At 51.7% G+C, this 23873-nt stretch carries 26 protein-coding genes; 14 read left to right on the plus strand and 12 right to left on the minus strand.

Translation table 11 applies throughout. The features are described 5' to 3' along the window. Positions 1-50: 50 nt before the first annotated feature. The 5 genes from SPICO_RS00655 (at position 51) to SPICO_RS00670 (ending at position 3457) form a co-directional block, all read left to right on the plus strand. Positions 51-512 carry a virulence RhuM family protein gene (locus tag SPICO_RS00655; RefSeq protein ID WP_013738767.1) on the plus strand — a complete coding sequence of 154 codons (462 nt, stop codon included), beginning with the start codon at positions 51-53 and terminating at the stop codon, positions 510-512. Next, positions 509-1894, plus strand: a complete 1386-nt coding sequence (locus SPICO_RS00660) for an ATP-binding protein (protein WP_013738768.1) — start codon at positions 509-511, stop codon at positions 1892-1894. Before SPICO_RS00655 ends, SPICO_RS00660 begins: the two co-directional genes overlap by 4 nt. Next, on the plus strand, positions 1891-2052 hold the full coding sequence (locus tag SPICO_RS10030; protein WP_215904617.1) for a hypothetical protein: 162 nt from the start codon (positions 1891-1893) through the stop codon (positions 2050-2052). Before SPICO_RS00660 ends, SPICO_RS10030 begins: the two co-directional genes overlap by 4 nt. A gap of 340 nt (positions 2053-2392) precedes the next feature. Next, entirely contained in the window at positions 2393-2914 is a 522-nt protein-coding gene (locus SPICO_RS00665) for an FUSC family protein (RefSeq protein WP_013738769.1), read from the plus strand. After that, positions 2915-3457, plus strand: a complete 543-nt coding sequence (locus SPICO_RS00670; RefSeq protein ID WP_013738770.1) for an O-acetyl-ADP-ribose deacetylase — start codon at positions 2915-2917, stop codon at positions 3455-3457. Between the two features lie 293 nt (positions 3458-3750). On the opposite strand, the gene SPICO_RS00675 is transcribed toward SPICO_RS00670, so the two are convergent. From SPICO_RS00675 to SPICO_RS00690, 4 genes are read right to left on the minus strand one after another with little or no spacing between them, the layout of a single operon-like run. Further along, positions 3751-4659, minus strand: a complete 909-nt coding sequence (locus tag SPICO_RS00675; RefSeq protein ID WP_013738771.1) for a DUF4097 family beta strand repeat-containing protein — start codon at positions 4657-4659, stop codon at positions 3751-3753. A gap of 6 nt (positions 4660-4665) precedes the next feature. Beyond that, positions 4666-5100 (minus strand): PspC domain-containing protein, encoded by a 435-nt coding sequence (locus SPICO_RS00680; protein ID WP_013738772.1) that lies wholly within the window; start codon positions 5098-5100, stop codon positions 4666-4668. 24 nt (positions 5101-5124) lie between these two features. Next, a complete protein-coding gene (locus SPICO_RS00685; protein WP_013738773.1) occupies positions 5125-5496 on the minus strand; it encodes a hypothetical protein in 372 nt (123 codons plus the stop codon). Positions 5497-5523: 27 nt separating this feature from the next. Next, complete coding sequence (locus tag SPICO_RS00690) at positions 5524-6177, minus strand: PspA/IM30 family protein (protein WP_013738774.1); 654 nt, start codon at positions 6175-6177, stop codon at positions 5524-5526. Positions 6178-6429: 252 nt separating this feature from the next. Between SPICO_RS00690 and SPICO_RS00695 the strand changes: the two genes are divergently transcribed. Then, positions 6430-7539: a sigma 54-interacting transcriptional regulator gene (locus tag SPICO_RS00695; RefSeq protein WP_013738775.1), complete on the plus strand. Its 1110-nt coding sequence runs from the start codon at positions 6430-6432 to the stop codon at positions 7537-7539. Positions 7540-7620: 81 nt separating this feature from the next. Here SPICO_RS00695 and SPICO_RS00700 read toward each other — a convergent pair whose 3' ends face one another. Next, the gene (locus tag SPICO_RS00700; RefSeq protein WP_013738776.1) at positions 7621-7857 is read right to left on the minus strand and encodes a PspC domain-containing protein; all 237 of its coding nucleotides are present in this window, start codon (positions 7855-7857) and stop codon (positions 7621-7623) included. Between the two features lie 3 nt (positions 7858-7860). Then, on the minus strand, positions 7861-8580 hold the full coding sequence (locus SPICO_RS00705; protein ID WP_013738777.1) for a PspA/IM30 family protein: 720 nt from the start codon (positions 8578-8580) through the stop codon (positions 7861-7863). Positions 8581-8850: 270 nt separating this feature from the next. Here SPICO_RS00705 and rsmI point away from each other — a divergent pair, with 270 nt between their 5' ends. Beyond that, positions 8851-9558: a 16S rRNA (cytidine(1402)-2'-O)-methyltransferase gene (rsmI, locus tag SPICO_RS00715; protein WP_013738778.1), complete on the plus strand. Its 708-nt coding sequence runs from the start codon at positions 8851-8853 to the stop codon at positions 9556-9558. After that, on the plus strand, positions 9536-10333 hold the full coding sequence (locus SPICO_RS00720; RefSeq protein WP_013738779.1) for a TrmH family RNA methyltransferase: 798 nt from the start codon (positions 9536-9538) through the stop codon (positions 10331-10333). The genes rsmI and SPICO_RS00720 overlap by 23 nt, the downstream gene beginning before the upstream one ends. 95 nt (positions 10334-10428) lie before the next feature. Here SPICO_RS00720 and SPICO_RS00725 read toward each other — a convergent pair whose 3' ends face one another. Then, the gene (locus tag SPICO_RS00725) at positions 10429-12519 is read right to left on the minus strand and encodes a Lon protease family protein (RefSeq protein WP_215904618.1); all 2091 of its coding nucleotides are present in this window, start codon (positions 12517-12519) and stop codon (positions 10429-10431) included. Between the two features lie 33 nt (positions 12520-12552). On the opposite strand from SPICO_RS00725, the gene SPICO_RS00730 reads away from it, so the two are divergent. From SPICO_RS00730 to SPICO_RS00745, 4 genes are all read left to right on the plus strand, one after another. Continuing rightward, on the plus strand, positions 12553-13299 hold the full coding sequence (locus SPICO_RS00730; protein ID WP_245523210.1) for a Nif3-like dinuclear metal center hexameric protein: 747 nt from the start codon (positions 12553-12555) through the stop codon (positions 13297-13299). Between the two features lie 14 nt (positions 13300-13313). Next, positions 13314-13958 (plus strand): signal peptidase II, encoded by a 645-nt coding sequence (lspA, locus tag SPICO_RS00735; RefSeq protein WP_013738782.1) that lies wholly within the window; start codon positions 13314-13316, stop codon positions 13956-13958. Next, a complete protein-coding gene (locus SPICO_RS00740; RefSeq protein WP_013738783.1) occupies positions 13955-14242 on the plus strand; it encodes a hypothetical protein in 288 nt (95 codons plus the stop codon). The genes lspA and SPICO_RS00740 overlap by 4 nt, the downstream gene beginning before the upstream one ends. 164 nt (positions 14243-14406) lie before the next feature. Beyond that, the gene (locus SPICO_RS00745) at positions 14407-15291 is read left to right on the plus strand and encodes a glycoside hydrolase family protein (protein ID WP_245523211.1); all 885 of its coding nucleotides are present in this window, start codon (positions 14407-14409) and stop codon (positions 15289-15291) included. A gap of 118 nt (positions 15292-15409) precedes the next feature. Here the strand turns inward: SPICO_RS00745 and SPICO_RS00750 are convergent, their stop codons facing one another. The 4 genes from SPICO_RS00750 to SPICO_RS09595 form a co-directional block, all read right to left on the minus strand. Then, positions 15410-15922: a DinB family protein gene (locus SPICO_RS00750; RefSeq protein WP_013738785.1), complete on the minus strand. Its 513-nt coding sequence runs from the start codon at positions 15920-15922 to the stop codon at positions 15410-15412. Positions 15923-16032: 110 nt separating this feature from the next. After that, positions 16033-17124 carry an alpha/beta hydrolase gene (locus SPICO_RS00755; protein ID WP_013738786.1) on the minus strand — a complete coding sequence of 364 codons (1092 nt, stop codon included), beginning with the start codon at positions 17122-17124 and terminating at the stop codon, positions 16033-16035. 235 nt (positions 17125-17359) lie between these two features. Then, entirely contained in the window at positions 17360-17737 is a 378-nt protein-coding gene (locus SPICO_RS00760; protein ID WP_013738787.1) for a DUF3783 domain-containing protein, read from the minus strand. Continuing rightward, positions 17721-19634: a beta-propeller fold lactonase family protein gene (locus tag SPICO_RS09595; RefSeq protein WP_215904619.1), complete on the minus strand. Its 1914-nt coding sequence runs from the start codon at positions 19632-19634 to the stop codon at positions 17721-17723. Before SPICO_RS09595 ends, SPICO_RS00760 begins: the two co-directional genes overlap by 17 nt. A 124-nt stretch (positions 19635-19758) precedes the next feature. Between SPICO_RS09595 and xylB the strand changes: the two genes are divergently transcribed. Beyond that, on the plus strand, positions 19759-21252 hold the full coding sequence (gene xylB / locus SPICO_RS00770; protein ID WP_013738789.1) for a xylulokinase: 1494 nt from the start codon (positions 19759-19761) through the stop codon (positions 21250-21252). Between the two features lie 73 nt (positions 21253-21325). Beyond that, the gene (gene xylA, locus SPICO_RS00775) at positions 21326-22660 is read left to right on the plus strand and encodes a xylose isomerase (RefSeq protein ID WP_013738790.1); all 1335 of its coding nucleotides are present in this window, start codon (positions 21326-21328) and stop codon (positions 22658-22660) included. Here the strand turns inward: xylA and SPICO_RS09600 are convergent. Beyond that, the gene (locus tag SPICO_RS09600; protein ID WP_013738791.1) at positions 22638-23720 is read right to left on the minus strand and encodes a pectinesterase family protein; all 1083 of its coding nucleotides are present in this window, start codon (positions 23718-23720) and stop codon (positions 22638-22640) included. The two genes, xylA and SPICO_RS09600, sit on opposite strands and share 23 nt — an antisense overlap. Positions 23721-23873: the final 153 nt, after the last annotated feature.

Genomic DNA, 23873 nt, shown 5'->3' on the forward strand with positions numbered 1-23873 from the left:
TGAAGAAAGCCCTGCTTGAAAAGATGTTTGTGTAAGGAGGAGAATATAGTATGGCTAAAAAAGACGAGGTCAGAATCCAAATCCGCAACAGTACCACCGATTTTCTTGTGTTCACTAAAGAAAACGGTGGCGATGGCGTGGATGTATTGGTCGCCGACGAGAGCGTCTGGCTGATACCGGGAGGCATCGTGTCGCTTTACGACTCCTCAAAAAGCACCATCTCCGAGCATGTGACGAACATCTTCGCCAGAAGAGAGCTTGACGAGGATTCAGTTGTTCGGGATTTCCGAACAACTGCTGCCGACGACACGATGTGTTCTTACAAAGACTACAACCATCTGGCTTTCGTCGCCGAAGGCGAGTACAAGAAATACCGCGTGATACAAGACAGGCTGTTTCAGAAGGCGGGGAAGCCGCAAAACAGGAGGACGAGCAATGAGCCTTTTGAGCGGACATGTTTATCTCAGAAAGGAGTCATCATAATGAGGAAAACAAGGAGGCCCCATCCATGAAAATAGGCAAGGAAAGTGAGAAGCTTGAGTTTAAGAAATCCGGCGCAGAACTAAAAGAAGGCATCATCTCGATGGTGGCCATGCTCAACAAGCACGGCGGCGGCGAGCTTTATTTTGGTGTCCGCAACGATGGTGCGCCTGTGGGGATGGACATTTCCGAGAAAACCCTGCGTGATATCAGCCAAGCCATCGGCAATCATATCGAGCCCAAAATCTATCCGCAAATAAAAGAAGTCTATGCGGACGAAAAGTCTTGTGTGTATATTGTCTTTTCTGGGGATGATGCCCCGTATTTCGCCTATGGCCGTGCGTATATCCGTGTCGCTGACGAGGATAGGGTGCTGTCTTCGGCAGAGCTTGAAGACTTCATTTTGAAGAAGAACGCTGGTCGAGACGTGTGGGACGGCGAGCTTTCGGGTAAGACCGTCTCCGATGTGGATGACACGGTCTTGAAGGACTATCTTGAACGCGCCAACAGCGTCGGGCGGATTGACTTCGCCTACACCACCAAAGAAGATGTTCTGAACAAGCTGGGTTTGACCGAAGACGGCACGCTGAAAAACGCCGCTTATGTCCTGTTTGTCGGCTCAAATATGCTTGAAGTGCAAATGGCGATATTCGCCGGCACGGAACGCCTGACGTTTAATGACATCAAGCGGGAAAGCGGCAGCGTAGCGCATCTGGTGGATACTGCGGAAAAATATATCCGCAACAATATCCGCTGGCGAGTAGTGCTGGACGGCTCGATACAGCGCAAGGAAATCCCAGAAATCCCGATTGACGCGATTCGTGAAGCGCTTGTCAATTCCTATTGCCACCGCCTATACCCCTCATCGCAAAACAACGAAATCACAATATACAGCAACCGCATAGAAATTTATAATCCCGGAACCTTCCCTGAAGGCTTGACTCCGCAGGATTTCATCGAAGGCTACGAACGTTCGATAAAGCGCAACCCGCTTTTGGCTCAGTTGATGTATTATACAAAGGACATTGAGAGTTTCGGTACAGGACTCAAGCGCATTACCAAGGCGTGTGAGAATGCCGGTGTAAAGGTCGAGTTCAAGCTCTTGAAAAAAGGCTTCGCTGTGATTTTTTATCGACCGGACGAATTTCTTACGACAGAAAAAAATGGAAATGTCGTAAGAAATGTCGTAAGAAATGTCGTAAGAAACAAGACTGAGCAGGCTGTTCTTATGGTTGTGAACAATAATTCGGAGTTAACGGCTGATGAAATCGCAAAAGCTATTTCAAAATCCTCAAGAACTGTGCAGAGGTATTTAGAAAGTTTGCAAAAGAAAAACCTCATCAGGCACGTTGGATCGACAAAAGTAGGAAAGTGGGAGGTCATTGATAATGCCGTTCTTGGGGATGAGCAATGAAATTTTGTGAAAGTGAAGCAGCAAACGCTTGGGAACAGCGGAAGATGGGCGATGTTGCTGATATTGTCCGTGGAGCAAGCCCTCGTCCCATCAATGATCCCAAGTGGTTTAGCGATAAATCTGACGTTGGCTGGTTGCGAATTTCAGAACGTGACTGAGCAAAATGGAAGAATCCATTACCTTGAACAACGTATTACGGCATGGAGGCGAAGGTGGCGGGAATGCCGTGAGCACTCCCGCTAAGAATACTATACAAAATCATAGGTGAATATAAGGGAACGCTCCCGACTGCTGTGTGCCGTGAAAGCGCGTCATCGACACAGGGAAGTCCCGTAGGGAAATCGTACAAGACGAAACGGTTCCTGTCGAGAGAGGAACGTGTTCTTCAACGAGAACGCGCGCGTGACCGTACAGGACGATGGAAGGGACTTGCATGATTCCCTTGTTTGTGGTAGCCCTCATACAGGCAAAGGATGCACTGCATCAAGGAGAACGGCTATGAAAGCCAAAGAATACTTGAGTCGCATGAGTCGGGAGCTTCTCGACCATAAATTTATCCTTTATATGGTAAAATGTGTCATGGGAACGGGTATTTGCTACCTGTTCTATGCCTTATGGCCAGAAAGACACTTACACTGGTCAATCATTTCCGTTCTTCTTGTCTTGGCTCCCGACCGGCAGGATTCACTGACACTCTCCGTGATGCGCATGAAAGCGAACATTGTCGGCGGACTGATGGGACTTTTCGTGTTCGTGGTTCCCTTTCCCCAGATAATCGCATTGCTTTCAGGAGTCTTCCTTACTATCTTGGCGTGCAAGTTGTTGCTGGCGGAGAGTTCGACCCGTAGCGCCATGGCCGCGCTAATCATCGTCTCCTTGATGGAAGGGGATGCCGGAGGCTGGCTCGTTGCCTTGGACAGGATGCTTTCCGTCCTCATAGGATGCGTAGTCGCTTTAGCCTTGACTGTCATGTTCGACGCAGTGGACAAAAAATCCACCACATCGGCGAAGGGGGAGTAAATGGGTTTCTCAATCATCAAAGGGGACATCACCCACCAGAGCGTCGATGCCATCGTCAATGCAGCGAATACCCGGTTGCTTGGGGGCAGCGGGGTAGATGGAGCCATACATGCCGCCGCGGGTCCCCAGTTGCTTGAAGAATGCCGTACCTTGGGAGGCTGTGAGACAGGCAAGGCTAAGATTACCGACGGCTACCTGCTTCCGGCACGCCATGTCATCCATACTCCCGGCCCCATATGGCATGGAGGCAGGAAAGGTGAGAGCCTCCTTCTTGCCGGGAGCTATCGCAACAGTTTGGAGCTTGCTGCCACATGGAGCTGCTTGACCGTAGCATTCCCCTCCATCAGTACAGGTGCTTATGGGTATCCTGTGGACAAGGCAGCGCTAGTCGCGGTTTCCACAATTCTTGACTTCCTGCCGACGCATCCTGAAATGAACATCACCATGGTTTGCTGGACGGATGAGGATAAGGCGGCATACGAAAAGGCATACAAGAAAGTGCTGAAGGACAGGGAAAAGAAGGAACCTCATCGTTACGACTAAATATATCAAACTTGGTTCAAGCTGCCTGGAATATGAAGATTGGTATGTGGATATGGACGCACTTATGTCGTCTGCTCCCAGTCAGGCATATCAGCCCCTTGTATAGTCTCTCCGGCAAAATCAAAGCGGAGGGTTTTTGCGGGGGGGGGGGCTGACACCATACCCACCGGCTGCCGCTGCCGGAAGAAAAACAAGAGCCGCTACTCATGCATCACGCAGTGTGCAGCGGCTCTTCTGGTACCAGCAGCGCATTCAGAGTAAAAGTAAAAATAGCGGGAGTATTGGAGCCTTATTTACCATGTGACGGAAATATCTCCGCTTGTGGTGTGGATTTCCAGGTTGGACTCAGCTTTTCCATAGCTTATGTTCAGATTCCGTGACCCGTGAGATTCCTGCAAGATGAGCGTTCCGCTGATTGAAGACAGTTTCGCCTTCATCGATGGTTCTTCCGTGAAAGCAACCGTGATGTTACCGCTGGTAGATTGCGCTTCCAGTGCGGAGAAGCGAGGGGAGACGGAGCGTAGTGTGATGTCCCCACTGACCGTGGACAGCTCATAATCCTCCGCTTTGTTCTCCTTGACGTGGATTGTGCTGCTTATCGTTTCGACTGTCAGCTTTCTGGCGGAAATGCCATCTCCCTTCATGTTTCCAGACAACGAGTTCAGCTTTACTGAAGACGCATCCAGCCTGCCGAACGTTACATCCCCGCTTGTTGTCTTGATTCCCAACTCATCCTGTACTGATATGTCACTCTTGATATCGATGTCTCCGCTGACAGTCTTCATGCTCAGATCTGAGACCTGCGTTCCTTCCGGAACCGTGATGATTAGCGTGACATCATTGCTGCTGATGGTGTAGAGGGGAAAAGTGAAGAAAAAGGATTTCCGTGGGTAACGTAAGGAAATTTCGACCGTGGAGCCTGAACGAATGACCTTCAGGATACAGTCAATCTTCCCTGTGCCTGATACCTCGGCGCTCACCTTGGAGACACCGGGAGATGTGCGTAAGACTATATTGTCACTCACAGTCTCTATCTTCAAGGAATCACCGGAAGAAAAAGACATTGTTTCGCTCTGGTTGGCGGGATACTGTATCCTTCTTGTTGCCCCGAAGCATGAACGGATAATCCCGAAGGAGCCAAACACGATGATAATAACGATCAGTCCTATTTTCAGACTGCGGGATTCTTTGAAACGATTCATGAGCTCTTACATCCTTTCCTGGAACTTGTCGTCCCAGGCTTTTTCCTTGTCGAACATCCTGTCTTCCATTTCCTCTACCCGCGTCTTCAAGTCCTCATAACGCTTGCGGAGCTTTTCTTCCTTGTCTGAGGGAGCAGGATCTTCCTCCTCCTCGACTTCACGCCAGGATGATGTGTACTCTTTTGTGTAATCTCTCTCTTTTGCCCGCTTGTCCCTGAATGCGGTCCGTGATGAACGGTCCCTTTCCTCATAGGGGTTGAGCGGCAGTATCAACGCGGCAATGAAGTAAATGAGGGCAAAGGGAAAGAAACCGGAGAAGACCATGATGAGGATGCAGATGAGGCGGACAGTTCTGACAGGCAGTTCCCTCCAGTCCGCAAGACCTTTGCAGACTCCGAATACCTCGCCATAGCGGGAACGATATAAACGATGTGTTGCCATGATGATTTCCTTATATGTTATATGTTAATGAAGGTCGGTTTTATGGCCGTTTTTCTTTTCCGCGGCATTCTTTTCCGCGAGAACAGTATCCAGGTTCTCCACTCGTTTCAATAAATCTTCTATGCCTTTCTCAAGATCCTGGCGGCTCTGGTGTGTACCGGAGCCTTTAAATTCCTGGAAACCTGTGGATTCCTGGAAAGAATATCCCTTAGTCCGGCGGCTTCCTTTCATGCGGGAATATGTCCCAGGAGCAACGCCTGCTTCAAGCTCTTTCTCCCTGAGGAGAAACTCCAGTTGTTTTGCCTTGAGGCGGTTGTTGGAGATTTTTTTTATGATATCAGAGGTAATCCCAAAGACAATTGCTACGATAGGTATGGCGAAAACTGCGTTCCACATGAGTTTGTTCCTCCCGCGCTCACTATATCATTTCTTCTTGGCGTGTGCCCGTATTTTCCGCAGCTCCGCCTCGATTTCATCCAATTCTTCCAAGTCAGCGAAACGCGCGTCAAGGTCTTCGTCACCGTAGACATCCTGATCTGCCTTCATCCTGTCCAACTGTTCTTCCATCCGTGAAAAGCGGGAGAAGTGGTCTTTTGCCTCATTCTTATAGGAATAGTGGGCGTTCTGTTCTTCCCGTGTTTTCTTGGCTTTTTCTTCCCGGAGCTTCTTGTAGGTAGCTCTGGTCGATGCCAGTTTCTCCTCAAGTTTTCCAATGTCCGTCTTGCTTTCCCCAATCAATGATTCATGCCGAAGGATTTCCGCGGCAAATGCCTCGCGGGACTTTTCGGCTCTCAATTTCTCAGCAAGGGCTTCGCGTGCCAAGTCATCCCTGTCTTTCTCTACAGCCAGACGTGCTCGGTTCTCCCACCGGGAGGCAAGAGCGTCCTGTTCATTCCTCAGTCTTTCTGCCCGTGTCTTGTCAGCTATGCGAGTGGCACAGGTGCTTTTCAGCTCGATCAAGGTATCTTCCATTTCCTGAAGCATCAGCTTGATCATCTTCTCAGGATCTTCGGCCATATCGAGCAATCCGTTTATATTGGAACTTACAATATCCATGAAACGTGAAAAAACTCCCATCATGTTCTCCTTCCCATTGGCCTTGGCGGTTCAATGGAGTTTGATGCTCTCTTTAATGCAGGTTTCATGCCAATTCCGTGAAAAGTCATGAAAATGGAGAAAAGGGGTTTTCATAAGGGATTTTCCAGTCATTTTCCGGTCACTCCTCATGATGAATTACTATGCTTTATCATAAAAAATGGTGTATCATACCTATGATATGGTAATTATTACCACTCGACCGCGGTCATGCAGGGTCGTTCAGGAGGAATCATGGATACAGTGCAGGCACGCATGCCCACGCAACCCTTGGGGGAAAGCGAAGTTTTCCTGGAATTTCAGGAAAAAGCGAGCCGGGCTGCAATGGTCGAGAGAAGCGTGCTCATTGTCGGGGAGCGTGGGTCAGGCAAGGAAATAGCCGCCCTGCGCTTGCACTACCAGTCTCCGCGCTGGGAAAAACCCGTGGTGACGGTGAACTGTGCCGCTTTGCCTCCATCCCTGATTGAAAGTGAGCTGTTCGGCTATGAGCAGGGGGCTTTCACCGGGGCACAGAAGATGCGGAAAGGCCGCTTTGAGGAAGCTGACGGCGGTACTCTTTTCCTTGACGAGATAGGATTGATTCCGCTGGAAGTCCAGGAAAAGATTCTCAGGGTAGTGGAATACGGCACGTTCGAGCGTGTCGGCTCATCTCGTACCCATGAGGTGGATGTGCGTATCATAGGAGCGACCAATGCCGATCTTCCCCAGCTCTGTCGTGAAGGAAAGTTCAAGGAAGACTTGCTGGACCGCTTGTCTTTTGAAGTCCTGTTCCTGCCTCCGTTGCGGGAAAGAGAGGGCGATATCCTGCTTCTTGCGCATTTTTTTGCCGCGAAGATGGCTCTGGAATGCGGCCGGGAGGACATACCCGTCTTTTCTGCGGAAGTTGAGGAAGCCTTGATGACATATTCTTGGCCGGGCAATGTCCGTGAGTTGAAGAACGTAGTGGAACGGGCAGTCTATCGCATCGATGGCAAGCTCATCACATCCATTCAGTTCAACCCCTTTGAGAATCCATTTACACGAAAGGGCATCGGATTCCATGATGGGCATACAGGGGATGAATCCCTGCCTGCTTCTGTCGCCGGGGAGGATGAAGTCTCTCATGTTCCGGTGCCATCCGACGCGCCGACCTTCATGCCGCTCTTGGCATCGTCCCTGAAAAATTCTGAAAACCTTGATTTGTCTTCCTTTGAAGACGTGAAGCGTGATATGGATGTTCTTTTCCTTGAGCGGGCGCTGGAAGTTGCGGGAGACAATCAGAAGACCGCGGCAAGCCTGCTGGGATTGACATATGATCAGTTCCGTGGGTTGTACCGGAAATACAGGAAGAAAGGTTCTGCGTAAGAGGATAAAAATATCCCCATCTTGGTAAGACGGGGATAATTTATCTACTTAATCCTTTTTCAGGCTATCATTGAAGCATCATCAATAATTTCCGCGAACAGGCTCCGGTTCCATCAGCAATGCTGCCAGCAGGTAGCAGAAGGCCACAGGAAAGAAAGCAGTGCTTGCCGCCAGAATGATGACGCCGACCCTGACAACCCAGACGGGAAGCTCCGCCCATGTAGCTATTCCTTGGCAGACTCCCAGAATAAGCCCGTAGCGGGACCGATACAGCTTCCGTCCTTCATGACCATACCGGCTGTTCCTGTAATATCTCATGGGTCACTCCTTGACATCTTCAGGCTGCGGGCTCTTGTCCGCGCCTTTCTTTGGTGCGGGGGCAGGGGTAATGGCAGCTTTCAGGCGTGCCAATTCCTTCTCCACTTCATCATCTGCTTCCATCTGGGCAAAGGAAGCATCTGGTGTCCGTGCCGAGGACTCCCAGCTGGTCACTTCGGCATCGGCTTCCATCCGTTCGATTTTCTGTTCCATTGCATTGAAACGCTCTATGATGCTGGTTCCGTCTGTCTCCGCAAGGACGCGGGCGACCTCTTTTTTCTGCTTGGCGCGGTCGGTGCGTGTCACGAATGAACGTTTCTTGTCCCTGATTTCCTGGAGCTTGGACGTCATTTTCTCAAGCTGTTCCTTCTGGGAAGCAATGATTGACTCAAGTTGCGCAATCTCCTGCCGCACTACTGAACTGCGTTCCATCTGACGCTTTTTTTCAGTGAGGGCTTCACGAGCCAGGTCGTCACGTCCTTTGTCTACGGCCAGACGCGCGCGGGTTTCCCAACGCTCGATGGTCTCGTCAATGACTTTAGCTTCCCGACGGATGTCGGTGGCCTGGGCGGTCGTTGCGACGATGGCGGTCTGCAACTCGACTTTCTTGTCCTCAAGCTCGTTAATCATGAGAGCAATCATCTTTTCCGGATCCTCAATCTTGTCCAGGGCGGAATTGACGTGTGATGTGATGATGTTCTTCAACCGTGAAAAAGTCTTCATGTATGTTCCTCCGTTCACTTTTTAATTATGCAGCAGGCGCGAGCATTCTTGTGATGCCATTTACAATGCATGAAGCGTGCCAACTTTTTTCAAAAGACGGGAAACATGGCGATAGGGACGGAATTTCATGGATTTTCTTCTGTTTTCTTCTTTTTCTCTTTCGTTTTGATGAGGGCTTGATGACAAAATGGTAAAATTTACCATCAGGAAAGACGTTAATGGCACAGGATGCTTCTTGTATGCCGGTACAGGAGAGTGTAGACTGCCTCCATGAACACGCTGTTTATTGTAGCGACACCCATCGGGAACTTGGACGACATCACTCTCAGGGCGCTTGATGTCCTGCGCACTGTCGATGTCATCGCGTGCGAGGATACCCGCCATACCGGGAACCTGCTGAACAAGTTCTCCATTTCCAAGCGTCTGATATCCACGCATGCCCGCAATGAGGAAGAATCCGCCAAGGGCATCATATCTTTGCTTGGGGAAGGCAAGGACATTGCCTATGTGAGTGATGCCGGGACTCCGGGTATCAGTGACCCCGGTTCCCGGTTGGTGCGGGCAGTGAGGGATGCTGGTTTCCCTGTTGTGCCGATACCCGGCGTTTCCGCTCTTGCTACCTTGGTTTCGGCGTCAGGACTGGTAGGCCGTTCATTCTCCTTTGATGGGTTTCCCAGTACCCGGAGCGGACGTCGCGCGGCACGTCTTGAGGAGCTTGTCTCACGGGGGGAGCCTTTCATCCTGTATGAGTCGCCTTTCCGCATTGTCAAGCTGCTCGATGAACTGGCAGCCCTCGCACCGCAGGCGGAAATTGTCCTTGGCCGTGAAATGACCAAAATCCATGAGGAATTTCTTCATGGCACAGCTTCCGGCCTGGCTGGAATCCTTCGCGCAAGGCCATCCATCAAAGGAGAGTTTGCCGTGATTGTCCGACCTGTGCAGGAGGAAGACGCGCATGATGACGATTCGCAAACTTGAGACTTTGGGGGCGCGGACACGGCTGAACAAATGTGCTTTGATTTTCCATGACATCGCCCGTTCCGTCCACGGAGGTTCGGACATTGATGACATGTCCTATATCCAGTCGATTTTCAACCTGGTTTTGTCCTCTCATCTTGTTTCCGACACATCCAGGGAACGGCTTGGTCTTCTCTCCGTGCGTTCGCGCCATCAGAAGGGGAAGGATTTGGCGACCACGCTGCTCGATGCCTCCCATCTCCTGCTGACGACTCTTGGCGCGGAGCCTTCGGAATGGGATTTCATCTCTGTGGACGGAGGATTGGATACCGGTCGCAGGGAGATACGTCCCTTCACGGTCATTCTGGACAGGATTCGCTCTCCTTATAACATAGGAGCTCTGTTCCGTACCGCCGACTCTTTCGGCGTGAAGGAAATCATTCTGATTGAGGGCTGCGCAAGTCCCCTGCATACCCGCGCCAAACGTACCGCACGGGGGTGTACCGAGACTGTAGATTGGAGCATGATGGATGAGGAATCCGTCATCGATCTGATACACAGACGCAAGGTTCCGGTGTTTGCCCTTGAGACGGGAGGGGTCAATATAGCAGGGTTCCCTTTTCCTCCGGAAGGCATCATGGTGGTCGGCAATGAAGAATTTGGTGTCAGTCCCGCCCTATTGCGTGCTTGCCAGGAGTCTGCGGGAAGATTGTCACTGCTCCAGGCAGGAACCAAGGCGTCACTGAATGTATCCGTGGCCTTCGGTATTGTGATGCATGCATGGTTCACAGCTTGATACCGCCTGACAGAACACGACAAAGAAGCGGTAACGGTGTCCTGATGTGTCTTGATTCCTGGAGTGTCTTGATTCCTGGTGTGGCGTGATGTCGCTCAAGTTCCAGTCTTGGAAAGCTCGTAAAGCTTGCGCAGCCTGTCTTCTATGGCTTTGTTGGCGGAATTGACCGGGAATGTTCCCTTGGCGTTTTGCTCTCCGGCTATTCTGTTTGTCAGGATTTCCATGCCCTCATCAATGGTTTCGATGGGGTAGAGATGGAACGTGTGCTGCGCTATGGCGTCAAGCACCGCATACGGAAGAACCAGGGCAGAGATGTTTTGACGGGGGATGATGACCCCTTGGTGTCCTGTTAGTCCCATCTTCTGACATACGGAGAAAAAGCCGCCGATTTTTTCGTTGATGCCGCCCACCGGCTGTATTTCACCCATCTGGTTGACCGAGCCGGTCACGGCAATGTCCTGTCTCAGGGGAATCTCCCCGATGGCGGAGAGCAGGGCGAACAACTCTGATGATGAGGCACTGTCTCCATCGACTTCCGCGTAAGACTGCTCAAAGCAGATACCGGCGTAGAGGGAAAGGGGAAAGGTGCGGGCATAGCGTTTGCGGAGATACCCCTCCAATATAAGCAGCCCCTTGTCGTGGATTTCCCCGCTCAGCCCCGCTTCGTGTTCAATGTTCACGATGCCCTCGTTTCCGGGAGCCACGGTGGCGGTAATCACGGCAGGGGTTCCAAAGGACGCCAGGCCACGATCCATCACGGCCAGTCCGTTCACTACGCCAATCTTGGAGCCCGTGAGGGCTATGACCATTTCGCCGGAGATGATTTCCTGGGTGATGCGGTTCTCCATCACGCTTGAGATATAATCTCTCTCATTTGAGGCGGTGATGACGGCGGGAGCCGTGATTTCCTTCTCTCCGGAGAAACGCGCCCAGTAATCCGCCTCCTGAAGGAGGTCTCCCAGGAAGGAGAGCTGAGTCGTCAGTTCGCCACGATGTTCTACATGCCATGCGCTGAACCGGAGAGTTTCCGCTATCGCGGCGTCATCCGGCGGCAGAAGTTTCTTTTCTTCCACGTGCCGACGCAGGAAAGCGATGGTTCCTGTGATGTTTTCCTCGGTGGCCGGCATGGAATAGTCGAACTGAGCGGATATCTTGAACAACTTGAGGAAAGAGGCATCTGATTCGCAGAGCTTGTCATAGGTTTCTTCACTGCCTATCAGGATGATTTTTACCGGAAGGGGGACGGGTTCCGGCCTGATGAGCGAGCCGACGGGAAGTCCGTAGGCATTGCCGTCCTTCATGGAGAAAGTCGTCATGGCAAGAAAACGCTTGAGTGCTTCCCAAAGATTCGGTTCACTCAGGATATCATCGGCGGTTGCCACCCAGAAGCCTCCGGACGCCTGGAGCAGACTTCCGGCTTTGACCGACTGGTGGGGGAGCTGCGTTTTGCCATCAGCAGGTGAAACAGCTCCGAATACATTGGCATAGGATGGATGCGGTTCCTCAACGAAGGGGCGTTTATCCTGACCAGCACGGTTTACCACCAGGTTCGGCAGGCATTGGGAGCAGATGGTTTCCCTTTCTTCCTTGTCATCATCGGTAGGTAAGACGAATATTTTCGGATTCATATGGATGGTCTGGCGAACCCGTTCCAGAAAGAGCCGGGTTTCGGGGTATTTTCCGACCGCACTGTCTATGAGCTTGTCCGTTTCTTTCAGGAATGACGCGGTGGAATCTTCTGTCTCCGCCTCACCGTTCCTTTCCGCCGCACGAAGGAAAGCGGCAAGGTTTTTCATTTCCGCCAGGAATTTTTCCCCTGTACCGGGAGAGAATAGTACTACGGAAGGAGAGTCCGGGACATCGAAGCAATGTACATACACAATGTCCTTGAGATGGCGGGTGTCATGGGAAAGCTGTTGTGCAATCATCCTCACCGCGGTATGGCGGCCTGAACCCGGCTCCCCGCTGACAAAGATATTGTAGCCATCCGCTTCAACCGCCATGCCCATGGCAAGGGCACGCGACGCTCTTGGCTGTCCGACAAGAAGGCTGTCCACAGCGGGGAGAGGAGTCCGGGCTATGGAAGGGGGATAGGAGAATGCCGCCTCTTGGAAGGACAGCTCTTTGATGTTCACAGGAATTACACCCATGGCACAGACTATAGGTGGTGGAACAAAGCCTGTCAATTCTCTATACTTTCTCCTATGAAACTGACAGAGATGGTGAAAGTACTCGATGCAGAGCTTGATATCGCTTCCTTTGCGGCTGTGGACATAGCCCTGAACGGATTGCAGGTCGGCTCCCATGAGAAGGAAGTGAAAAAGGTCGCCTTGGCCGTGGATGCTTCGCTGGCTACTTTCAAAGCCGCTGCATCTTGGGGCGCGGATGCCATCATGGTGCATCATGGCTTGTTTTGGGGACAGCCGCTGGCCCTGACCGGGGCTCATCATGACAGGGTGAAGTTCCTTATGGACAACGACATTGCCCTGTATGCCGCGCATCTTCCTTTGGACGCTCATCCGACGCTGGGAAACAATGCCTGCATTGCCCGGAAGTTGGGAATAGACCGGCCTGTGCCGTTCGGCCTCTACAAAGGCGTGCGCATTGGCTTCAAGGGGATTCTGGCAACTCCTGTGGAAGCGGATGAAATAGCCGCCCGACTGGGATATGATGAAAGCACCGGATTGAAGATACTTACTTTCGGGCCACGGAAAATACGGTCGATTGGAATTGTCAGCGGTGGCGCGGCGGATGATGTGCATGATGCCTTGGCTGATGGATTGGATGCCTTTCTCACCGGAGAAGCGCTTCATCAGGTATACCACGATTGCATGGAAAATGGCATTACCATGATTTGCGGGGGGCATTATGCTACGGAGACCTTGGGCGTACAGGCTGTCGGTCATTTTCTTGCCGAAGGCTATGGTGTGGATGCGAGCTTCATTGCCATCCCCACCGGGCTGTAGTATCATGAGGGACAATGAATAAGACGTACCACGGGGAGAACCCCTTCCATGTAGCGAGATACTTTATCCTGAGCGTGCTCATCATCTGTGTGGATCAACTGACAAAATGGTTTGTGGTATCTCATATCCCCTTGAGAACAATAGCCTTGAAGTGGTTTGGTGATTTGGTTTATATCGTCCATGTACGGAATACCGTCGTTGCATTCAGCATGGGAGAGAATCTGCCTGATGCAGTGAAGCCCCTCTTGTTCATCATCCTCCCACTGGGAGTACTGGCTTTCCTTGCCGTATGGATTGTGCGGGGTGGAGGTCAATTCTCCACTTTCCAGAAATGGGTGATAGCCGGTATCATAGGTGGAGGCTTGGGGAATCTGATCGACCGGATTTTCCGTCCTGAGGGAGTGGTGGATTTCATCAGCGTTTATTTTCCGTTCTTTGGATTCGAGCGATGGCCTACTTTCAACATGGCTGACAGTTCCGTCGTAGTGTGTGGGATTCTGTTGTTCATTTCACTGCTTGGAAGCAAAGTAGAGCATACGGGCACGGAAAAGCGCGGAGATGACATGGAGCCGCAAGAACAATGTCCGGAAATTTTCTCTAAAGGCTCTGAAAGCCAGGAGCCTGTGATCCAAGACAAGAAAGGAGACAAGGACTCATGAGTAAGAAAACCAATACAGTGCTGTTCATGCTGGTGGCTACGCTGGTCAACATCGTTATCATGATCATCCTGTTCATCGCAGGAGCCCTCTTGATAGGTCGGTTCGTCAATGATGCGAATGCGGCCTCCATCTGGACTATGGTCGTGTTCGTCGTGGCCATAGGCGGGAGCTTCTTCATTTACAACCTGCTGGTGAAGGCGATTAACAAGAAGTTCAATCTGGACGACAAACTTGCTCCTTTGTGGAAGTCCCGTCGGGACGGCAAGAGAAATCTTACAGATTGATAGGTTCTTCCATGTCCCGTAACCTGCCGTCCATCGCACAGATGTCGGAGATTTCCTGGTTCCCATTCTCGGATGAACCAGTCGTTTCCGGTTCATGGTGCCAGCCACAGATATGTGATCCCGTTTTTTTGTTTCCTTCAGAATCTCCGGACGGGAAATGGCATATGTTCGCCCATTCGTGGATAGGCATTCACCATTATGTCAGCGACAGCGGCATTGCGTGGGAGCCGTTGAAGATGATAGAGTTCCGCGGGCATTCGCCATCCATTTACCGGGAGGCGGGTGTCTGGTATTTGCTCTATGAGAAGCATGAAGGTTTCTGGCCGTTGTCACGGCGCAAACGGTTCAGGCGTGATGAGAGGATAGCCGCCAGCCGCATTGAAATCCGTTCCTCCACCGACTTGCTCACCTGGGGAGATCCGCGTCTGCTCCTGGATTCCCGTTCCATTCTTTTTGCCGGAGATTATATTCCTAAGCCGCGTATTTCCCGTCCTCAGCTTTTTCATGTGGATGGAACGTACCGTCTCTATTTCGGGGCTTCGCACCTGGATCTTGATGATACCATGCAGAGGGTCAGCCGCTATTTTTCCTATGCGGAGGCTGATGAGATAGGTGGTCCTTATACGCTTGGTAATGGGGGTAGTCCCCTGATGGTTCCGCAGCCTGACAATCCTGCGTGCAATCTTGCCACGGGAGGCGTCAGGATCATCCCTTTGTCTGATGGGTTCGCCGCGTTCCAGTGCGGAGTCTGGTGGAATCCTGTCGAGGGACGTTCAGGAGCAACCCTGACGGTGATGTCTTCCGTGGACGGCATTGTCTGGAATCCCTGTTCCCAAAAACCCATCCTTCCTCCTGCCGACACAGGCTGGGCGTCCCGCTACATCATGAGTTGTGATGTACATTATAAGAATGACGAGAAATGCTGGTACTGTTATTTCAGTGCCAATGGACGGAAGCCAAACCGACGGTTCGCTTATTATGAGTCATTGGGACTTCTGCTGGGTCATACGGCGGCCTCTCGCAGGAGAGAATCCCCCGGTGAGTGGTAGTGCAGCGGGCAATGCGGGCAGGGGTGACTGCAAGCCCCCAGACGTGGGGCAGTGATAGGGCTGCTGCAAAAGCGTTAAAAGTTTGGGCAATGACTCCAAAAAAATAATATTTTCTTGTTCATTTATTGATCCATTCCAGTTCCTTGCCTGTTATTTGTTGCACTCTTAATCCTAATTGAGCGGCATGATGCTGTATATGCCTTGTAATTTCTATTAGTGCTTCTATCATCGTCATATTTTTGTGATTGCTTTTTTTATACAAATCATTTTCATGTATACGTGTGAAGTATTCTTTTATCTTATTTCTACAAAAGTCGTAATATAATATTATTTCATCCCTGGTGTATGTTTTTTCTGGTTTTCTCCATTCCAATTCCTCATAACCTCTAAAAATATTTTCATGTTCCCTATGAAATACCTGTGATTTAAATTCTGATATGCTTGTGGATAAATAAAGGTCTGCATAGAAAAGTACATGCCACAATACTTGAGAAAAAGGACTATCATTATGCGATTTATTCCATTCATCATGTGGGCAATTATTAATGCATTGATTAAGAACAGACAGTGCGGCAAGCATTTGATTCTGTAATGGTTCTATAATACGTCTACTCGTTTCATCATTTTCCATTTTCTTTTCCTGCGCTTTTGTTTTTATTTGTTATGTGCGCCTCAATACATTCTTCAAAACTTCATCTCTTGCTGGTGGTGCAGGTGAAATCAAAGCTCCAGCAATCCGGCTCATCGTTCCCCTATGGATGCTTCAATCAGGTTTTTATTCGTCCTGCGTGCCTGTTTCAGTTCTTCCCGTGCCTGTCTCTTGAGTTCTTTCTGGGTGGTCAGGGAAATTGATTCCAGAGTCCGTCCATCAATGAACTGTTTCATCGCGGATTCTGTTTCCAAAGAACCGGTTGCCGAGGGATAGATGATGAACCCGTGGACGGTCTGTTTCACCTCCAGGTACCGGGCAGGAGAATCGGCGGCTTCCAGTGCCTGGGCATAGAGCCGTCCGTCGTCCTTCAAAGGATCATACTCGGCGCCAATGATCAATGCGGGAGGAAGACGGGAAAGATCGGTGGAGAGAAGGGGTGAGAAATCTGGATTCAGGATGTCTTTCGGTTCCTTTTGATAGTTCTGGATATAGAAGGCTATTTCCTTTTTGGTCAAGGTAGGGGAATCTTCATGTTCTATATAGCTGTCCGTTCTCATCCTGCCATCGGTCACCGGATAGAGCAGCATCTGTCCGGCTATATGAGGCCCCTTGCGATCCCGTGCAAGGCGGCTGACCACCGTGGCAAGGTTGCCTCCCGCGCTATCTCCCGCCAAGAAAATCCTGTCAGGGTCTGCTTTCCAATAACGCGCTCCTTGGGCTGCCCATTCCAATGCCGCATAGCAGTCTTCAACGGCGGTGGGGAACTTGTGGCGTGGAGCCAGACGATAATCGACCGATAGGATGATGGAGTGTGTCTCACTGGCAAGCCTGGAACACAGGATGTTGTACAGTTCCATGTTCCCAATCATCCATCCGCCTCCATGGTAGAAGACAATGAGGGGAATCACGCCTATCACATCATTCTTGTCGTGGCGAGGCTCGAAATAATAAGCGGTCACGGCTCCGTCCTTCACGGGAATGATGAAAGTCTTGGTGTCCACGTATTTCATTGGTCGGCTGAGCAGGCGGCGGGTCATCCAGTTCTTGGGGATGGAACGGTTATTCAGTTCGGCAATCTGTTCTTCGGTGAGTGTGGTGACATCATGAGCGGAAAGTCTGCGGGCCAAGGATAAAATTCTTTGCATGTGTCGCGAGAGAATGTAGTCAGCCATAATCTTCATAATACTTTATCATTGTGTGGAGAGCAACATGAGGATATGGCACTGTTTATATGCGTACAATTTTATCCAAAAGTAGGTGACGTGGTTTGACCTTTTAAGGAAACATGGGAGGATGTGGAGATCATGCGTATTCACATTGATTGGGTGTGGGCGCAGGGCAGGTAATTTCATCACCATTGACCGGAGAGGGGAGCATCAGTCGTTGACACGTTGGTTCATAGTGTGACTTACGGGGTCAATTCCGTCCAGGAGGATTCTTCTTCATGAACGCATGGTCTCCCGCCAGTTCCGTTAGAATGTCCTTCAACGGACGGACAATGGAATGTTTCGTGGTTATGGCAAAGATGATGTCATGCTCTCGTCCGAAAGCCTTCTTCACGATATCGACAATCATGAAAGTTTCTTCACGGCTGAAACCATTGATGATCAAGGCTTTCTGCTCCATCGGGTCAATGGGTTTCATGAGGTCGGCTGATTCTTCCTTAGGGGAAATTTTTTCGTTTTCTTCCATATTCTGACCATATCGCAAAGGCAGAAGCCGGGCAAGCTGATGTTCCCTGGATATACCGCCAGCGAATATCAACCCAGCAGCAACATCAGCACAACGGTACAATGCATACAGCTCCGGGAGAGCTTATCCGTACCGGTTCGCCCTCCATGAACAGGCCGTCCTGCGTGAGCCTCCATGCCGTGATGTCATGTGATTTCTGATGCGCGGCAAGCAACAAGAGATTCCTGTCATCGACAGAAAAAGAACGCGGCCATGCCCCTCCCGACTCATGACGCTGGAGAAGTCGCGCACACCCGGAGGATGCGTCGACATCATAGATAAGAATTTCATCCGCGCCACGGAGAGAAACATAGAGTCTTCTTCCGCCGAAAGCCAGGAAAATACCGGCGGCATACGTTTCACCCGAAGCATCAGGACATTCAGGGCATAATTCACGGGTATCGATGAGATGAAGCGAGTCCTTTTCCCTGATGAACGTGAACAATTGGTTGGACAGTTCGCTGACAAGATAGAGAAAACGCCCGTCTTGACTCACCGCAAGGTGACGGGGACCCGTTCCCGGAGGAAGCCGGAAGACTTCCGGGGAAGCCCATGTCTTTACATTGTACCGATACAGACAATCAGTACCCAGGTCAGCCACATAGAGGCCGCCGCCACGGGGATCCGGCAAGGCGCAATGAGGATGGGGAGAAGCCTGTCTCTCCGAATCCTGACCGCTGCCCTCATGGACAATGGTATGAAGGACACTGACAGGCATGCCTTTTTCATCCAGCCCGATGCCCGTGACCGTACCTGCCAGATACTGGCAACACCACAGCTCATCATGATCGGGAGAAAGCGAGACATGACAGGCGCATCCCCCCTGATGTGTGAACACGACATCCTGTTCCAGATGCAGGGATGTGGAAACATGGAACGCGGACACGGAACCCATGAGCGGAGGCGTGAAAATTTCATTGACCGCATAGACAATGTTTTTCTTCCTGTCCACGGCGATATATGAAGGATTCACGGATTCCTGGGAAGCTCCATGCCATGAGAGGGCAGGCATGCCATCCTTTATGGAAACCTTCAGGACATGCAGACTACCCAGGCTGTCGCCTGTGCCATATCCTCCCGCCAAAAAGAACGCGTCAACCGGTTCTTGAGTTTCTGGAGAAGAAAGTCCTCCGTGATGCCGCAGCCGTTCATGACGGGGAACAGGCGCAGGTTGTACATTCCCTTCGCTGATGTACCCAATAGGCTGCTGGTAATGGCTCCGGTAGACCGAAGGGGACAGCCCGGTATGACTTTTGAACTGCTTGCTGAAATGAAACTCGCTTGAATAACTCAAGTGAGCGGCGATTTCCTTGATTGATTTATCGGTCGATGTCAGCAGCGCACTGGCCGCTTCAACCTTGAGACGCATGAAATGTTTCATAGGCGCTTGGTGCATCCTTTTTTTGAACAGACGTATGAAATAGGAATCGCTGAGCCTGAGATCTCCACAGATATCGCCAAGGGAGATGGAATCCCTGACATGTCTTTGCATGAACCGCAGGGCCCTTTCAATGAGATGGTCGTCCCGGGAACCCGTGATGGCCTCCGGCGTCCCGGCAATCTGGTAGAGAAGTGAAAAGAGCTGGTGGCATGCTTCCTGACGGCGCAGGGCGGAAGAAGACAAGCCTTTCTCCCGGATTTCTTCAAAGAAAAAACGATGGTTCGTCCCCAGCATGTGGGGAGAAGACGCAAAGAGGCTGTCAAGCACATCACATAGTTTTTCTTCTTCCTTGCCTATGGTCAGGAGTACGGCGTAATATGTTACAGGATCCTTTTCCTCAGCTTGGATGCTGTGGACGACCTGGGGCGGAGAGACGAAGAAAGAGCCGGATTTCAGGGTGAAACGGGTATTGCCATTGGTGAAGCTGCCGCTGCCGTCAAGGAAATAATGTATTTCGTATTGCCCTGTGCCATGGCCATGGACACGTCCATGCCAGCGCAACTCCTTTTTTTCCTTCATCTGATATACGAATACAGCGTCCATGATATCCATAGGTCAATTATATATATGTCTTGGCAATTCTGTCTATTTCTTCATAAGACGAGGGAAATGATACTGAAAGTAATCTGCGGGAGGACATTCCATGGCAATTATCGTTGGTATTGACGTAGGAACCCAGAGTACGAAGACCTTGTGGTACGACACCACGTCCCGCAAGACACTCGCGCTGACCCAGAAAGCGTATGGCCTGACCGAGAGGCCGGACGGGACACGGGAACAGGATGCCTCATGGTGGATTGAGGCTATCATAGCCTGTTTTTCCCAAGTGGATCCTGCCATACGGGAACAGGTAGAAGCCATAGGAGTCTCCGGCCAGCAGCACGGATTTGTCCCGGTCGATGCCGCGGGGGAGGTAATCCGTCCGGTGAAGCTGTGGAACGACACATCCACGGCGGCGGAGTGTGGTGAATTGAATCATGCCCTTGGCGGGATGGATGATCTGCTTTCCCGTGAGGGCAATCCGATTCTGCCTGGATATACCGCGTCCAAGATACTCTGGCTGAAAAAACACGAGCAGCAGTCCTATGACAGGCTGGACATGATTTTGCTTCCCCATGATTACGTGAACTTTTTCCTGACAGGCGAATACTCCATGGAATACGGAGACGCATCAGGCACAGCTTTAATGGACATTCGCAGCCGTACATGGTCGGAGCGAATACTTGCAGCCGTGGATTCGGAACGTGACCTTAGAAAAATGTTGCCGCCTTTGAGGGAGGCATCCGAGCCAGCAGGACATGTCTGTTCCCGCGCCGCCGGACTCTTGGGAATACCCCGTGGCGTCCTGGTGTCTTCCGGAGGCGGGGACAACATGATGGGTGCCATTGGCACGGGTACTGTCGCGGACGGCCCCCTGACCATGAGTCTGGGAACATCGGGTACTGTGTTCGGATGTTATTCCCATCCGGTCATCGACTCCAAAGGACGGCTTGCGGCGTTCTGTTCTTCGAGCGGAGCATGGCTGCCCCTGCTGTGTACCATGAACTGCACTGTCGCCACGGAACGGGTTCGCGAGCTCTTTGGCAAGGATGTGAAGTCCTTCGATGCCCTTGCCATGGAAGCCCCTGTGGGAAGCGGCGGCCTTGTGATGCTTCCTTATTTCAACGGAGAACGCACGCCAAACTATCCTCATGGCAAAGGATGCCTGATGGGGTTCACTTCGGAAAACATGACGGAAGCCCATATCAGCAGGGCGGCGATGGAGTCTGCGGTATTCGGTTTGAAATATGGCTTGGATGCGTTCAAGGAGCTGGGGTTCCCTATCACCGAGATACGGCTGATTGGCGGAGGGGCTAAGTCGGGGCCATGGCGACACATGGTTGCTGATGTGTGCGACGTGCCTGTCGTCGTGCCCCAGGTAACCGAAGCCGCGGCTTTCGGCGCAGTCCTCCAGGCATACTGGGCGTGGGGGACGGAGAAGGGCGAGCCAGAAGAACTGACCGATATCATCACGGAACACGTGGTGCTGGATGGGAATTCCGCCTGTATGCCCAATGCTTCCGTCGTGCCTTTGTATCAGGAAGCGTATGTACGCTACCTTTCCTATGTAGGGAACGTAGCGCCATTGTTCTCATAAAGGTTCAAGAGTGTTCATGCATGAAACGGTTTCCCCGAAGCAAGGATGCATGGGGAACAAGAGGAGAGAAAATATGTCAGCACAGTATTTCACCGGTGACCAAGAGTTCTTCACAGGCATCGGAGCCATCCGGTTCGAGGGTCCGCGGTCGGACAATCCCCTTGCCTTCAAGTTCTATGATCCCGCCAAGAAGATTGCCGGGAAGACTATGAAGGAACACCTGCGTTTTGCCATCGCTTACTGGCACAGCTTCTGCGCCGACGGCGCGGATCCCTTTGGACGGGCATCCCATGATTTCCCGTGGAACCATGCGAATCCCATGACCGCCGCGCATTTGAAGGCTCAGGCGGCTTTCGAGTTCTTTACCAAGATTGGCGCTCCCTATTACTGTTTCCATGATGCCGATGTCGCTCCGGAAGGAGATAACGTGGATGAGTACCAGAAGAATTACTGGGAGATTGCCCGTATTTTCCGTACCCTCCAGGACAAGACCGGGGTGAAGCTGCTGTGGAACACGGCAAACCTGTTCTCCCATCCCCGCTACATGAACGGAGCCGCGACCAATCCTGACTTCAATGTCGTTGCCCGTGCCGCTCTCCAGATACAGACCTGCCTTGACGTGAATGTCTTTCTTGGAGGCGAAGGGTATACGTTTTGGGGCGGGCGCGAGGGATACATGAGCTTGTGGAATACCGACATGAAAAGGGAAGCCGCGCACATGGGGACTTTCCTCCGCATGGCCAGGGATTACGGACGCAGGATTGGGTTCTCCGGTGCGTATTACATTGAACCCAAGCCGATGGAGCCATCGAAACACCAGTATGACTATGATGCCGCGACATCAATCGGGTTCATCAAGGAACAGGGGCTGGAGAAGGATTTCAGGCTGAATATTGAGAACAACCATGCCACTTTGGCAGGTCATACCTTCGCCCATGAGCTTCAGGTAGCCTCTGATGCCGGGCTTCTGGGAAGCGTGGACGCCAACCAGGGTGATGCCCAGAACGGATGGGATACCGACGAGTTCCCCTGTGATGTGTACCAGACGGTCGAGGCGATGATGGTCATTCTGCGCTCCGGCGGTTTCACTACAGGCGGGCTGAACTTTGATGCCAAGCGTCGCCGCAACTCAACGGACATGGAAGACTTGTTTATTGCCCACATTTTAGGATTTGATACCTTTGCGCTCGGCCTGACGCTGGCGGACAGGATTATCTCTGATGGCGTGGTTGATGATTTGCTTGCCAAGCGGTATTCCAGCTTTGATTCCGGTTCAGGCGCTGACTTTGAGAAAGGAAAATTGACTCTCGAACAACTTGCGGGAATAGGAAAAACCGCGCCGCAGACAAAGACAAGCGGCAAGCAGGAGTACATCCAGTCCTTGGTCAACCAATATCTGTTCGGCTAAAGAGAGGATCTCTTTCTGGCCAGGGGCGGGTGAAATCCTCCCATGGGGACAGGACTGTTTCCCGTCCCCATGCCAGTGCTTCCATCGCATCGAGGATACAGCGGCGGGCAGGAGGCGCCGTGGACGGGGCTCCGGGACCTGTGGTGTCGTATTCACAAAAACGTGATTCTTCGGGATACCAGCGTCTTTCACGTCCTTGGGGAGTTCTGCTGTGCATGCTTGTCCAGCCTTCCGGATGGATGTGGTCATCCATCAAGCAGGAGATGAAGCATGCGCTGGGGTTGACTTCCGTATCTCCGGAGGGATGCCATGGCCTGCCCAGCCAGTATGAGCCGGGAGTGACTGCGGACGTTTCCTTCTCAAGGGTACAGCGGAGGAACAGGAAACCATGGGGCATGTCCGCCTTGGTGGATGGTGCGCAGATGAAACCTTGTTCGGTGGCATCCCTCTGGCGGCAGATGATGAGGCAATCCTCCATGACGGCACGGGAGCTGCCGAAGATGAAGTCCACATGACCGCTGATCGTGCAATCTTTCAACCATACCCGTCCCGCATCAAGAAAGAGCGTATCCTGATAGCCGATGAACGCGCAGCTGGTGAAGACCGTGACATCCGCGTTTCCCGCGACACGGACGGACACCGCCTGTAGTCCGCTTGCCGAACTGCTGTCCGGAGCCTTTCGGGATTCTCCGGGATAATCAAAGTCATTCATGAATGTCAGCCCATGCGCTGAAAAGTGGGATCCAGTCAGGGTGACTGTTGCGCTTCCTGATGTGCTGAGCTTGCGTCCTGAACCGTCAAGCGTCCGGTGGGCATCGTCCCAGACAATGATGGTGGAAGAAGCGTCCGTCCCGATGAAACTGACATTGTCCCTGTTAACGGACAGCTTCTCCCGATATATGCCGGGGTGGATCAGTACCTTGGAAAAACCTGTCTCCAGGGCGGCTGTGATGCTGGTGAAGCATGGTCGTGTGGAATCCTCCGGAACCGGTAATCCCGCTGGAGCGACTGATGCATCGTGTGCATCGTGGATATCTTTCAGGATAGGGAAGTCATGCATGCTTGCCATGAGGATACGGAGAAGAGGCAGGCAGCGTCAAGGTTCCCGCATCAGGAATGACCATATGGACATATGAGCAAATGAACACATTATGAATGGTTCTCTCATGGAAAATTCGCATATGGCCGGTAATCTGCCTCCTGAATGGAGGAA

Origin of the sequence: Parasphaerochaeta coccoides DSM 17374 (genome assembly GCF_000208385.1) — a bacterium.
GTDB lineage: Bacteria > Spirochaetota > Spirochaetia > Sphaerochaetales > Sphaerochaetaceae > Parasphaerochaeta > Parasphaerochaeta coccoides.